This window comes from Allobosea caraganae (assembly GCF_003351345.1).
GTDB classification, from domain to species: domain Bacteria; phylum Pseudomonadota; class Alphaproteobacteria; order Rhizobiales; family Beijerinckiaceae; genus Allobosea; species Allobosea caraganae.
On sequence record NZ_QQTO01000033.1, the window covers coordinates 65,390 to 77,976 of the forward strand.

Sequence of the window (12,587 nt, forward strand, 5' to 3'; positions counted from 1 at the left end):
AATCGCGTTGGCGCCCACCGTCATTGCGAGCGCAGCGAAGCAATCCAGGGGGACCGGGCGAGCGAGACCCCCTGGATTGCTTCGCTGCGCTCGCAATGACGGCGAGGGGTTCGCCTCGACGTGGCTTCAAGCTCAGGCGCGGGCGACCCAGCCGAGCAGATTCAGCCAGAGCGTCCGAAACGCAGGCGCGTGCAGGAACTCGTTCGGCAGCCAATGCGGGCCGATATCGGTGGTCCAGGCGGCGCTGCGGCCCTTGCCGGCCGTGCCGCAGACCAGCAGCGGCTGGCCGCCCTCATCCGCCGGCAGGCTGAGCAGCACATCCGCATCGGGCTTGGCCACGACCTCGTTGATGCCGAGGATATAGGGCAGGGTCGGCGTGACGCCGGCCATGACGGGGTGCGCCGCAGCCTTCGCCGCCGCGACCGGCTCGATGCCCTCGGGCATCTCGATGCGGTCGTCATAGGGCTGCATCGTCACCGGCAGCACGGCCTCGACCGGGGTCTTGTGATAGCGCGCCGCGCCGTTGATGCCCTGGAAGCTGTAATAGCCGCCGACCATGATCAGGCCGCCGCCGCCGAGCACGTAGTCGCGGATCGCCTTCAGCCGGTTGGGGAAGCGCTTCGACTGAATCCAGACCGCCGGCGGCAGCAGCAGGGTGTTGGCGCCGATGTCGCTGAGGATGATCGCATCGTATTGCGCGAGTTCCTCGACAGTCGCTGGAAAGCTCTCGGCCGCCTCGTGGCAGAGCATGTAGGTGAAGTCGAAGCCGGGATCGGCCAGCACCTTGAGGAAGTCGTCGGCGCCGCGGTGATGCGTCACCGAGGGAAACTGGTCCCAGCCCTTGATATGGGTCGCGGTCGAGGTCCAGCTTTCGCCGGCGAGCAGGATCTTCTTGGCCATGTCGCTCATGTCTCAAGTTGAAATGCGCCGCCGGCCGACGGGCCGGCGGCGAAAAGCGGGGCTCGCCCGGGCTCAGGCGAACTTGGCGAATTGCAGGCGGAAGGCGCCGTCGGGATACTGCACCCAGTCGAGCGTCTTTGCGGAAGCCTGCAAGGTCGCGGGGAAGGCGAGGAAGAGCATCGGCGCATCCTGCGCGATCGCGGCCTCGGCCTCGCGGTAGAGCTTGGCGCGCTCCGCCTCGACCGGGGCCGAGCGGGCCTTCTCCAAGAGGTCGGTGACCTTGTCGCTCTGGTATCCGGCGAAGTTATTGGGGCCGGTCTTGGTGAAGTAGTTGTACATGTTGCCGTCCGGATCGGTGCGGCCCGACCAGGGCGACATGCAGAGGTCAAAGTCCTTCTGCCGGAGCACGGTGATCAGGCTGGTCGCGTCGATCTGCTTGACCTCGACCTTGAAGCCGGCCTGGTTGGCCTGCGCCTGCAGGATCTCGGCGGTGCGCACCTGCGCCGGCGAGTTGGTCACGGTGATCGAGACCGGCACCGCGCTGGTGATGCCTGCATCCGCAAGCAGCTTCTTGGCTGCGTCGGCGCTCGGCTTGTAGGGCGCGAACTTGGGATCGTAGGCCCAGCCGATCGAGGGCGGGATCGCGCCATAGGCGACGCTGCCCGTGCCGAAATAGACCGCGCGCAGCACGGTCTGCGGGTCGATCGCCGTGACGAAGGCGCGTCTCACTGCCGGATTGTCGAAGGGCGCCTTGGTGCAGTTGAACGAGAAGGCGTTGAAGCCGATGCCGGGCGACTGCTTCAGCGTCACGTTCGCCTCGCGCGACAACGCCGCGACGGTCTGCGCCGGAACCGCATCGACGAGCTGCACCGTGCTGGAGCGCAGGTTTGCCAGGCGCACGGTCTCGTCGGCGATCGGGCGGAAGACGATGCGCTCGATCGGCGCCTTGCCGCGCCAGTAGCCGTCGAAGCGCTCCAGCACCAGCTCGGAGTTCTTGGTCCAGGACACGACCTTGTAGGGGCCGGCGCCGACCGCCTTGGTCGCGAAATCGGCGCCGAGCGCCTTCACCGCCGTCGGCGAGACCATCATGCCGGCGCGGATGGCGATGACCTGCAGGAACGGCGCATAGGGCGTCTTCAGCTTGATGGTGAAGGTGGTCGGGCCGGTGACCTCGACGCTGTCGACCGGCGCGAGCTCGCTGCGGCGCGGCGAGCCCAGGGCAGGGTCCATCATCCGGTCGAAATTGGCCTTCACGGCGGCGGCGTCGAGCGCCGTGCCGTCATGGAAGGTCAGGTTCGGCTTCAGCGTGAAGCGGTAGGTCAGCGGGTCCGGGTTTTCGACGCTGGCGAGGCCGGGCTCGATCTTCATCTCCGGCGTCACGCTCACCAGCGGCTCGTGGATGTTGAACTGCACGGAGAGCTCGAAGAACGAGGCCATCATGGCGGGGTCGAGCGTCACCGGGTCGGAGACGACGCCGACGGTCAGCGTGCGGGCGGCCTGAGCCCAGCTCAGGCTGGATGAGAGCGCGACCGGCGTCGCGGCGAGAGAGGCGATGAGGCTGCGGCGGGAAAGTCCGTTTGGCATGGCGATAGTCCCCTGTTGGTTTTGGTGTTGGCGATCGTTGGAACTTCAGCCCGGCGATGCGTCGCGCGGGTCGAGCCTGTCCCTCAGCCCGTCGCCCAGCAGGTTGAAGCCGAGCACGGTCAGGAAGATGGCGAGGCCGGGAAAGCAGGCGAGCCACGGCGCTAGGTCGAGGAAGCCGATGGCGTTGCGCAGCATGTTGCCCCAGGTCGGCGTCGGCGGCTGCACGCCGAGGCCGAGGAAGGACAGGTAGGATTCGGTGATGATCGCCGCGGCGAAGAGCAGCGAGCCCTGCACGATCACGGGCGTCAGGATGTTGGGCAGGATGGTGCGGAACAGGATGCGCGGCGTGCCCGCGCCCAGCGCGCGGCTCGCTTCGACGAAATCGAGCCGCGCCACGACCATCGTCTGCGCCCGCGCGATCCGGGCGAAGACCGGCAGGTTGACCACCGCGATCGCGAGCACCGCATTGGTCAGGCTCGGGCCGAGCACGGCGGTGATCGCCAGCGCCAAGAGGATGCTCGGGAAGGCGAAGATCACGTCCATGACGCGCATGATCAGCGCATCGACCCATTTGCCGAAGAAGCCGGCGACGAGCCCGGCGACCGTGCCGAGGATGAAGGCGGCGAAGACGCTGAGCACCCCGACCAGGATCGAGGTGCGCGCGCCGTAGACGATGCGTGAGAACGTGTCGCGGCCGAGATCGTCGGTGCCGAAGAAATGCTCTCCGGAGGGGGGCGCCAGGATCGCGATGAAGTCGGGATTGTTCGGATCATGCGTCGCGAGCAGCGGCGCGGCCAGCGCCATCACGACTGCAAGCCCGACGAGCGCCACGCCGGCGGCCGAGCGCCGGTCGGCGAGGAGCTTCACCAGCATGCCGCGCGGCGCAGGCGGCAGTACCTGTGCCGGAACGTCGCTCAACTCGCCCTCACGCGCGGGTCGACCAGCGTGTAGATCACGTCGGTGGCGAAGTTGATCAGCACGAACAGCGCGGCGGTGAGCAGCACCGCGCCCTGCACCACCGGATAGTCGCGGGCGAAGATCGCATCGACCGTGAGCTTGCCGATGCCGGGCCAGGAGAACACCGTCTCGGTGATCACCACGCCGCCGAGCAATTGGCCGATCTGGATGCCGATCAGGGTGATGATCGGGATCTGCGCATTGGGCAGGGCGTGGCGCAGTACGACCGAGCGCTCGGCCAGCCCCTTGGCCTTGGCGGTGCGGACATAGTCGCTGCGCAGCACCTCCAGCATGGTCGCACGCGTCATGCGCATGGTGGCGGCTGCGAGCGCGGCGCCCAGCGTCAGCGCCGGCAGCACGAGATGGCGCAGGAACTCAACGGGAGAGGCGAGCGGCGAGGCATAGCCGGAGGAGGGGAAGATCGGCAGCCAGATCGAGAGCGCCAGGATCAGCAGCACGCCGAGCCAGAAGCTCGGCATCGAGAGCCCGCACAAGGCCAGGAATGAGGCGGAGTAGTCGGCCGCGCTGTTGCGCCGGGTCGCGGCGATGATGCCGGCCGGCAGCGCGATCGCCAGCGAGACCAGCAGCGCCGCGAAGGCGAGCAGTGCGGTTGGGCCGAGCGCGCCGATCAGCAGCGGGAAGACCTCGCGCCCGCCCTGGATCGAGCGGCCGAAATCGCCTGTCAGCACGTTGCCGAGCCAGGAGAGGTACTGCACCACGAGCGGCTGATCGAGGGAGAGCTTCTGCCTCAGCGCGGCGATGGCGGCGTTGTCGGCCTCAAGCCCGAGCAGCGCCAGCGCCGGATCGCCCGGCACCAGCCTGATCAGGAAAAACGAGACCAGCGACGTTCCGAACAGGACCGGCAACAGGCTGAGCAGACGCGTCACGACGACTTGCATGGTTCTCGGGGGTATGGCTATTGAACCGGTTCAATCGAGATGATACTTCCCGGTGACCATGCATCTGTCAATGCTTAGCCCATGCAAGTATCGAGCCGCCCCATGCGTTGGGGACGGTTCGGCATGGCTTGGATGGGGGTGCGCGGCATGAGCGGCGACTCCCCCGCGAATGCGCAGCGCAACGCTACGATCGACGACGTGGCGCAGGCCGCCGGCGTCTCCAAGGGCACGGTCTCGAATGTGATCAACGGCCGCGTCACGGTCGCGCCGGAGACCCGCCGCAAGGTCGAGCAGGCGATTGCCGATCTCTCCTTCCGGCCGGCGGAATCGGCGCGCGCGCTGACCTCGCGCAAGCGCATGGATTTCGAGCCGAAGCTCGATGCGAGCGTGCCGCGGCTGACCGCGGTCGGCTATGTCAGCGTCGATTACTTCGCCTGCCTCGACCGGCTGCCCGAGCGCGAGGAGCGCCGGCTCTCGCGCGAGATCATCAAGTCGATCGGCGGGCCGGCGGCCAATGTCGCGGCGATCGCCGCCGGGCTCGGCGCGCCGCTGCAACTGGCGGTCTCGCTGATCACGGTGATCGGCATGGACCAGGAGAGCGACTGGGCCGCGGCCGAGCTGGCCGACCGCCGCGTCGATCTGATCGTGCCGCGCGAACCGCGCCAGGGCCGGCTCGACCGCGCCATCGTGATGGTCGAGGCCGATGGTCGGCGCACGATCATCAACGAGCCTTCGAACCTCGCCGAGGTCGATGTCCGCCGCTTCATCGAGACCAACGACCCGGCCGGCACCAGCTGGTGCCTGCATCTCGAAGGCTATCAGGTGCCGCGCCAGATCGGCCTGATGGCGGCGGCGCGGGCCAAGGGCTTCCGCACCAGCATGCAGGCGACGGGGCTGACGACGGAGTGGCTGGCGCGGCATGCCGGGGAGATGTTCGCCGCCTTCGACATCGTCGTGTTGCACCGGGAGACCTTGGCGATGATCCCGGGTTGCCCGGCCGAGCCCGAGGCCGGGCTGAAGCACCTTGCCGCACGCGCCGCAAAGGCCGATGCCTGGCCGGAGATCGTCGCCGTCACGCTGGGCGCCGAGGGCGCGGCGACGCTGACCCGCGGCGGGCGCATCGACCACGTGCCGGCCATCCCCGTCCCGGTGATCGACAAGACCGGCGCGGGCGACGCCTTCGTCGGCGCCTTCCTGGCCGCCTGGCTGAACCAGCGCTCTGCGCGCGAGGCCGCGAGCCTCGCCTGCATCGCCGGCAGCCTCGCCGTCACGTGCTTCGGAGCGCAGGAGTTGCGCCCTTTGGCCGATGATCTGACCGGCTGCCGCGAAAGCGCGGCCGAACTTGCAATCACACCTGAGACCAGCCGGAGTACAGACCGTGTCGCAGTCGATCTATCGTGACAAGGAGAACGCCATCCAGCGCCTGTTCGGGCGGCGGAAGGCGGTCATCGGCGTCATCCACTCGCTGCCGTTGCCGGGCTCGCCGCATTACGACGGCGATCCGGTCGAGCGCATCTACGCCTATGCCGAGGCCGAGGCGCTGCGCTATCGCGATGGCGGCGTCGACGGCCTCATCGTCGAGAACCATGGCGACATCCCCTTCGCCAAGCCTGACGAGCTTGGCCCCGAGACCGCCGCGACCATGGCCGTGATGAGCCATCGCGTCGCCCAGGCGAGCAAGCTGCCGATCGGCATCAACGTGCTCGCCAATGGCGCGGTCCAGGCGCTGGCCGTGGCCAAGGCGTCCGGCGCGGCCTTCATCCGCGTCAACCAATGGGCCAATGCCTATGTCGCCAACGAGGGCTTCATGGAGGGCAAGGCCGGGCAGGCGAGCCGCTATCGCGCCTGGCTGCGCGCCAAGGACGTCGCGATCTTCACCGATGTCCACGTCAAGCACGGCGCCCACGCCATCACCGCCGACCGGACGCTGACCGAGCTGACCCGCGACAGCGAGTTCTTCGACGCCGACGCGGTGATCGTCACCGGCCAGCGCACTGGCGACAGCGCCCGCCTCGACCAGCTCGAGACCGTGCGCGACTCGACCAAGCTGCCGGTGCTTGTCGGCAGCGGCGTCACGGCGGAGAACGTCGCCGCGATCTTCGGCTTCGCCGACGCGGTCATCGTCGCCAGCTCGCTCAAGCACGAGGGCGGCTGGTGGAACGAGGTCGACCCCAAGCGCGTCGCCCATTTCATGGACGTGGTCAGGACGGCGCGGGCGTGAAACGCGTCCTCGTCATCGGCAACGCAACGGTCGACGTCATCCTGTCGGTCCGGCATCTGCCGGCGCCGGGCGAGACGGTGCTGGCCGAGACGGAGTTCCGCTGCGCCGGTGGCAAGGGCCTGAACCAGGCGGTCGCGGCCGCCCGGCTCGGCGTTCCGACGACGCTGGTCGCCGCCCTTGGCGAGGATGCCGATGGCCGCTTCCTGCGCGAGGCGCTCCGACCCGAGCCGGTGCAGACAGGCTGGCTGGCCTCGCCGCACCCGACCGACATCTCGATCATCTCGATTGCCGCAGGCGGCGAGAACGCCATCGTCAGCACCGCGGCGAGCGCGCGCTGGTTTTCGGCCCAGGCGGCCGTCGCTGCGGCCTCCAGCCTCGGGGCGGGCGACATCCTGATCCTCCAGGGCAACCTCACCGAGGCGACCACGCGTGCGGCGCTGCGGACGGCGCGGGCGCGCGAGGCGACGACGATCCTCAACACCGCGCCCATCGCCTGGGACCAACGCGGCATCGCGGCAGAGGCCGATATCGTCGTCGCCAATGCCGGCGAGGCGGAGAGTCTGACGGGCTTCGTCGACGAGGCTGCGGCGCTCAGCCTGATCGAGGCCGGCGCCGGCGCGGCCATCGTCACGCGGGGCGCCAATGACGCGTTGCTGGCCGACCTCGCCAGCCTGGTTCACCTGCCGGTCGCGACCGTCGATGTCGTCGATACCTCGGGGGCGGGCGATGTCACGGTCGGCACGCTCGCTGGCGCGCTCGCGCTCGGCCGCTCGCTGCCCGACGCCTTGGCGCTTGCGCTGGCCGCCGCCTCGCTCTCGGTGACGCGGCGCGGCACGACGCCGTCTTTTCCGACGGTCGAGGAGATGCGCCGGCTGGTCGCGCGGGCCTAGCGGACGACCCTGTCCACCCACGCCGAGACAGTCTCCGCCAGCGTCTTCAAATGATCGGCGGCAGAGAAGCCGGACACGCCCTTGCGCGGCTTCAAATCATGGTCGCCATCCTCCAGCCAGAGGATCTCGATGGCTTTCGAGAGCGTGTAGCCGGCGGCCTCCTCGCGCGTGCCGAACAGGTCGCGGGTTCCCTGCGCGATCAGCGCCGGCGTCGTCATTCCGGCGAGATGCTCGGTGCGCAGCTGCTCCGGCTTGCCGATCGGGTGGAAGGGATAGCCGAGGCAGAGCAGGCCCGCGATCCGCCCGGACGCGTGCAGCTCATCGGCGAGCATGCTGGCGATGCGGCCGCCCATCGACTTGCCGCCGATGATCAGCGGTCCCTTTGCGCCAAGCGACTGGATGGCGGCGAGGTATTCCGGCTTGAGCGTGTCCGCGCGCGGTGGCGGCTTCTTCGCCGAGGAGGTGCGGCGGCTCGCCATGTAGCCGAACTCGAAGCGGGCGATGCGCAGGCCGGCACCGGCGAGCGCCTTCGCAATCGCGGTCATCGCGGCCGAATCCATCGGCGCTCCCGCGCCATGCGCAAGCAGGATGGTCGCCTTCGCTTGCTCCGGCCCGTCGCTCAGGAATGTCGTCATCGCAGCCAGCCTCAAAGGTCCTGCGCCGTTGCAGCACAGGAGCCGGGCGATCGCAAACGGATGTCGCTGGCCGCGATCCGCTACGCCGTCCCGACGCGTCCCTGATAGATCGACAGGTTCGCGTAGGTTGCGTTCAGCAGCGGCGCGGCGATCCCCGCCCGCTCCCCGCGTGCCAGCAGGTCGCCGATGATCTGCTCGGCCTCGATCGCACCACCCTTTTGCAGGTCGCGATACATCGAGGAGGTCAGCGGCGAGCCCTTGGCGGTGAGCTGCCCGCGGATCGTCGTGAGGAAGCCCTCGCCAGGCGGCGTACCCACGGCCCTGACGATGGCCACGACCTCCTCGAACAGCGCATTCGCGAAGGCGAGCCCGCCCGGCGCGGCCTCGGTCTCGCCGATCGTCCCGCGCATCAGGCAGGTGATGGCGCCGAGCGAGGACAGGAAGATCCACTTCTCCCACATCTCGCGCTGGATCGTCGGCGACAGCCGGGCATCGAAGCCAGCGCCCTGCATGAACACGTCGAGTGCCGCCATCCGCTCGGAACTAGCTCCACTCAACTCGCCATAGGCGAGGTCATGGAAGGGCGCGAGCTGGACGACGCGGTCCTGCGCGTCGATCGTCGCCGCGATCTTGCAGACGCCGCCGGCGATGGCCTGCTTGCCGAAGCGAGCCTGCAGGAGATCGACATGCTTCATGCCGTTGAGCACCGGCACGATCACCGTGTCGGCGCCGACTGCGGGCGCGAGGTCGTCGAGCGCAGCTGCCAGTGAAAAGGCCTTCACGCTCAGCAGGATGGCATCATAGGTTCCATCGATGCTTTCGGCCGTGACGATCTTCGGCTGGAGCGTCAGGTCGCCATGCGGGCTGACGATCTGCAACCCCTCGGCCTTGAGCTGCGCGGCCCGGCGGGCCCGCACCAGGAAGGTCACGTCGCGCCCGGCCGCTGCCAACCGCCCGCCGAAATAGCCGCCGGTCGAGCCGGCCCCCACCACGAGCAAACGCATCAGGCTGTTCCTTCGACTTGGGTTGGCTGGGGCCGCGCGGCAAGCACGACGCCGGTGACGATGATCAGGATCGCGGCGCTTGCAAGCAGGCTCGGAACCTCGCCGAGCACCGGGATGGCGATCAGCGAGGCCGCGACCGGAACGAGCGCGATCATCGCGGTCGCCGCGGCGGAGCCGAGCAGCGCGACTGCCCGGTTGAAGGTGATGACGGCGACGACGCTCATCAGGATGCCCTGATAGATGCCTTGCAGCACCAGCTCCTGCATCGAGGCGTGGTCGAGATGGCCGAGGCCGAGCCAGAGATAGACGGGCAGGAAGAGCAGGGCCGACCAGAAGCAGATCAGTGCCGCCGCCTGAAGCGCGCTCAGCCCGGTGCGACGGAAGATCAGCGTGTAGAGCGCCCACATCGCCGCCGCCAGCGCAAGCGCGATCAGGCCGGACGGGTTGAACGCGCCATTGGCGGGTGCGGTCGCGATCGACAGGATGGCCAGCCCGGCGACGATCGCGGCATAGCCGGCAAGGCGCGGCTTGCCCGGCCTCTCGCGCAGAACGAGCCAGCCGATCAGCCCGGAGAAAACCGGCATCAGCGTCGGCGCGGTCGAGGCCGCCTGCGCCGCGCTGCTGAGTTGCAGGCCGAGCGCGACGAGCAGCACGAAGGGCGCGCCCCAGAGCACGGCGAAGACGAGCCCGAGCCCCCAGGCGCGGGCCGGCAGCCTGGCCGTGAGCAGCACCGGCAGCAGGGCCAGCGCGCCGACGCTGAAGCGGATCGCGGTGATGTCCCAGATGCGCAGCTCGCGGGTGACGCTGAAGCGCGTCACCACGAACCAGCCGGAGAAGATCGCGACTGAGATCGCCGCCCAGGTGAAGCCGGCGAGCAGCGAGCGCTCGGCGGGCGAGCGGCTGTCCGAACCCTTTTGCGCGATACCCATGGCCATCGAAATCTCCCAGTCGCGTCGGGACGCGTCAATCGAGCGCTCTGGTGTTTTAGAACGATCGTTTTATAATGTCTTGGCGCTGGACGAATGGCGGCAGCGCGCGGCGTTCATGCCGGGAGGGGTGCGATGGCGCGGCCGAGGGAGTTCGAGGAGGTTGCGGTGCTCGACGCCGCGGTCCAGCGCTTCTGGTCGCATGGCTACGAGGCCTCATCGATGCGCGATCTCGCCAGCGCCATGGGCATCACCGGGGCCAGCCTCTACAACGCTTTCGGGGACAAGCGCTCGCTCTACCGCCGCGCGCTTGACCGCTATGTCGAGAGCACGGTCGCCGAGCGCGTCAGCCGCCTGGAGGGTCTCTTGCCGCCGCGCCGGGCGATCGAGGGCTTCTTCGACGAGGTGATCGAGCGCTCCCTGAGCGACCCGCAGCGCAAGGGCTGCATGCTGGTGAACTCGGCCCTCGAACTGGCGCCGCACGATCCCGAGTTCCGCGATGCCGTCGCGGAGGTGACCGACAGGATCGAGGCCTTCTTCCGCCGCTGCGCCGTCGCCGGCCAGCGGGATGGGACGATCACTACGGCGCAGACGGCAGACGATCTCGCGCGCCACCTCCTGGCCGTCCTGTTCGGATTGCGCGCGCTCTCGCGCGTGCGGCCAGAGCGCGCCTTGCTCGAAGGCCTGGTCCGCCCGGCCTACGCATTGCTCGACAGCCGCACCTGAGCGCTCGCGCTGCTATGCCGCCGGCCGGCGATCGGCCATCATCCCGGTGATGCGTTTGGTGCCGTGATGATTCCATACATCGATAGCTACTATTCCCGCACGCTTGCCGATCCGCGGGAACGGGCGGCTTTGGCCGGCATCGAGACTGCGGATGTCTGCATCATCGGCGCCGGCCTCGCAGGCCTCACGACGGCGCTCGAACTGGTGCGGGCAGGGCGCTCTGTCGTGCTGCTGGAGGCCGAGGCGGTCGGCTGGGGCGCGTCCGGCCGCAATGGCGGCTTCGTCAGCCCCGGCTATTCGCGCGGCCTCTCCTCGCTAGAGGCGGCGATCGGCGAGGAGCCGGCGCGCAAGCTCTACGGCCTCTCGATCGAGGGCATGGATATCGTCGCGGAGAACATCCGCGCCCTCGGCATCACGGATGCCCAGCGCGTCGACGGCATCCTTCGCGTCATCCGCTACAACGATCCGGGCAGCCTGCAGCGCATGCGCAACAAGGCTTGGGATCGCCATAACTACCGGCTCGATTTCTGGGACACAGACAAGGTCCGCGAGACGCTGGTCTCGAAGAAATACCGTCAGGCGCTGCTCGATCCCCAGGCCTTCCACATCCACCCGCTGAACTACGCCCGCGCGCTTGCCGCAGCGATCGAGGCGGCGGGCGGCCGGATCTTCGAGCACTCGCGCGCGGTTTCGGCCGAACTCGACCAGCCCGAGAAGATCATCCGCACCGCCGCCGGCGAGGTCCGGGCCGAGCATGTCGTCTTCACCGGCGGCGGCTATACCGACCGGCTGGTACCGAGGCTGCGCGACAGCCAGCTCCCGATCGCGACCTATGTCCTGATCACCGAGCCGGCGCCGGAGCGGCTCGCCACCGCGATCCGGACCCGCGCCGCAGCCCTCGATGACCGCCGCGCCAGCGATTATTACCGCCTCGTCGACGATGGGCGCCGCCTGCTCTGGGGCGGCCGCATCACCACGCGCACCTCGGAGCCGCGCAGGCTGGCCGAGATGCTGCGCCGGAGCATCACCGACACCTATCCGCAGCTCGACGGCATCAAGGTCGAAGCGGCCTGGACCGGGCTGATGTCCTATGCCCGCCACCTGATGCCGCAGATTGGCCAACTCCAGCCCAATGTCTGGCATTGCCTCGGCTTCGGCGGCCATGGCCTCAATACCACCGCGATCGGCGGCCGCGTCGTCGCGGAGGCGATCACCGGGCAATCCGACCGCGTCCGCCTGTTCGAGCCCTTCGGCCTGGTCTGGAATGGCGGGCCGGCCGGGCGGGCGGCGGTGCAACTGACCTATTGGCGCTATCAGGCGCTGGACTGGCTGCGCGAGGCGAGGGCGGGCTGAAGCATCGGCCCGAAAAATGGCCTGCGGTTTTCGGAAAAGCCGATGCTAAATCAAAGAGCTAGAGAGGCCGCACGCTATGGCGCGGCGCGCGCATTTCGCCGCGCTGCGTCCCGATCGCCATCTCAAAACTGTCGGCGATCCGCCGGGCGCGGATGATGAAGGCCTCCGCAACGTCCTGCGCGAAGAGTTCGCGCGCGGTCTCCTCGAACAGCGCGAGCCAGCGGTCGAAATGCCGGCCCTCCAGCGGCAGGATCAGGTGCGGGCGCATCGGCCGGCCATTATAGCGCGAGGTCCGCAGCATCACGCTGCTCCAGAAATCGGTGATCTTCGCGATATGGTCGTCCCAGTCCGCGACGGCCGCGGCGAAGACCGGGCCGATCACATCATCCTCGTGGGCGCGGCCATAGAAGGTCCGGACCAGCAGCCCAATCGAGGCATCGTCGATGGCGGGATGGGCGATGTTCGGGTTGGTCAGCGGGTTGTCGCTCACGG

General features: G+C 68.8%; 13 protein-coding genes. 5 read left to right on the plus strand and 8 right to left on the minus strand.

All coding sequences use genetic code 11. The features are described 5' to 3' along the window. Positions 1 to 132: 132 nt before the first annotated feature. From DWF00_RS21225 to nikB, 4 genes are all read right to left on the minus strand, one after another. The gene (locus tag DWF00_RS21225; RefSeq protein ID WP_425453165.1) at positions 133 to 900 is read right to left on the minus strand and encodes a glutamine amidotransferase; all 768 of its coding nucleotides are present in this window, start codon (positions 898 to 900) and stop codon (positions 133 to 135) included. 72 nt (positions 901 to 972) lie between these two features. Then, positions 973 to 2,484 (minus strand): ABC transporter substrate-binding protein, encoded by a 1,512-nt coding sequence (locus tag DWF00_RS21230; RefSeq protein WP_114829812.1) that lies wholly within the window; start codon positions 2,482 to 2,484, stop codon positions 973 to 975. A gap of 45 nt (positions 2,485 to 2,529) precedes the next feature. Further along, complete coding sequence (locus DWF00_RS21235) at positions 2,530 to 3,402, minus strand: ABC transporter permease (protein WP_245974166.1); 873 nt, start codon at positions 3,400 to 3,402, stop codon at positions 2,530 to 2,532. Then, the gene (nikB, locus tag DWF00_RS21240) at positions 3,399 to 4,328 is read right to left on the minus strand and encodes a nickel ABC transporter permease (RefSeq protein ID WP_210207893.1); all 930 of its coding nucleotides are present in this window, start codon (positions 4,326 to 4,328) and stop codon (positions 3,399 to 3,401) included. The genes DWF00_RS21235 and nikB overlap by 4 nt, the downstream gene beginning before the upstream one ends. Before the next feature lie 159 nt (positions 4,329 to 4,487). On the opposite strand from nikB, the gene DWF00_RS21245 reads away from it, so the two are divergent. From DWF00_RS21245 to DWF00_RS21255, 3 genes are read left to right on the plus strand one after another with little or no spacing between them, the layout of a single operon-like run. After that, positions 4,488 to 5,741 (plus strand): carbohydrate kinase family protein, encoded by a 1,254-nt coding sequence (locus DWF00_RS21245; RefSeq protein ID WP_181832687.1) that lies wholly within the window; start codon positions 4,488 to 4,490, stop codon positions 5,739 to 5,741. After that, a complete protein-coding gene (locus tag DWF00_RS21250; protein ID WP_114829809.1) occupies positions 5,719 to 6,561 on the plus strand; it encodes a BtpA/SgcQ family protein in 843 nt (280 codons plus the stop codon). Before DWF00_RS21245 ends, DWF00_RS21250 begins: the two co-directional genes overlap by 23 nt. After that, complete coding sequence (locus DWF00_RS21255) at positions 6,558 to 7,451, plus strand: PfkB family carbohydrate kinase (protein WP_181832686.1); 894 nt, start codon at positions 6,558 to 6,560, stop codon at positions 7,449 to 7,451. Before DWF00_RS21250 ends, DWF00_RS21255 begins: the two co-directional genes overlap by 4 nt. Here DWF00_RS21255 and DWF00_RS21260 read toward each other — a convergent pair. The 3 genes from DWF00_RS21260 to DWF00_RS21270 form a co-directional block, all read right to left on the minus strand. Beyond that, complete coding sequence (locus tag DWF00_RS21260; RefSeq protein WP_114829808.1) at positions 7,448 to 8,086, minus strand: alpha/beta hydrolase family protein; 639 nt, start codon at positions 8,084 to 8,086, stop codon at positions 7,448 to 7,450. The two genes, DWF00_RS21255 and DWF00_RS21260, sit on opposite strands and share 4 nt — an antisense overlap. Before the next feature lie 80 nt (positions 8,087 to 8,166). Beyond that, positions 8,167 to 9,090, minus strand: coding sequence for a 2-dehydropantoate 2-reductase (panE, locus tag DWF00_RS21265; protein ID WP_114829807.1), 924 nt, complete (start codon positions 9,088 to 9,090; stop codon positions 8,167 to 8,169). Next, complete coding sequence (locus DWF00_RS21270) at positions 9,090 to 10,025, minus strand: DMT family transporter (RefSeq protein WP_114829806.1); 936 nt, start codon at positions 10,023 to 10,025, stop codon at positions 9,090 to 9,092. Before DWF00_RS21270 ends, panE begins: the two co-directional genes overlap by 1 nt. A gap of 126 nt (positions 10,026 to 10,151) precedes the next feature. On the opposite strand from DWF00_RS21270, the gene DWF00_RS21275 reads away from it, so the two are divergent. Both DWF00_RS21275 and DWF00_RS21280 read left to right on the plus strand, forming a co-directional pair. Further along, positions 10,152 to 10,742 carry a TetR/AcrR family transcriptional regulator gene (locus tag DWF00_RS21275; protein WP_114829805.1) on the plus strand — a complete coding sequence of 197 codons (591 nt, stop codon included), beginning with the start codon at positions 10,152 to 10,154 and terminating at the stop codon, positions 10,740 to 10,742. 69 nt (positions 10,743 to 10,811) lie between these two features. Beyond that, complete coding sequence (locus tag DWF00_RS21280) at positions 10,812 to 12,095, plus strand: NAD(P)/FAD-dependent oxidoreductase (protein ID WP_181832697.1); 1,284 nt, start codon at positions 10,812 to 10,814, stop codon at positions 12,093 to 12,095. Positions 12,096 to 12,153: 58 nt separating this feature from the next. On the opposite strand, the gene DWF00_RS21285 is transcribed toward DWF00_RS21280, so the two are convergent. Then, complete coding sequence (locus DWF00_RS21285; RefSeq protein ID WP_245974168.1) at positions 12,154 to 12,585, minus strand: group III truncated hemoglobin; 432 nt, start codon at positions 12,583 to 12,585, stop codon at positions 12,154 to 12,156. Between the last annotated feature and the right edge of the window lie 2 nt (positions 12,586 to 12,587).

Bases quoted from the DNA above. Each gene is read 5' to 3' on its own strand.
- DWF00_RS21245 (WP_181832687.1), top strand. From the start codon at position 4,488: ATGAGCGGCGACTCCCCCGCGAATGCGCAGCGCAACGCTACGATCGAC.
- DWF00_RS21275 (WP_114829805.1), top strand. From the start codon at position 10,152: ATGGCGCGGCCGAGGGAGTTCGAGGAGGTTGCGGTGCTCGACGCCGCG.
- DWF00_RS21230 (WP_114829812.1), bottom strand. From the start codon at position 2,484: ATGCCAAACGGACTTTCCCGCCGCAGCCTCATCGCCTCTCTCGCCGCG.
- DWF00_RS21270 (WP_114829806.1), bottom strand. From the start codon at position 10,025: ATGGCCATGGGTATCGCGCAAAAGGGTTCGGACAGCCGCTCGCCCGCC.
- DWF00_RS21260 (WP_114829808.1), bottom strand. From the start codon at position 8,086: ATGACGACATTCCTGAGCGACGGGCCGGAGCAAGCGAAGGCGACCATC.
- DWF00_RS21225 (WP_425453165.1), bottom strand. From the start codon at position 900: ATGGCCAAGAAGATCCTGCTCGCCGGCGAAAGCTGGACCTCGACCGCG.
- panE (WP_114829807.1), bottom strand. From the start codon at position 9,090: ATGCGTTTGCTCGTGGTGGGGGCCGGCTCGACCGGCGGCTATTTCGGC.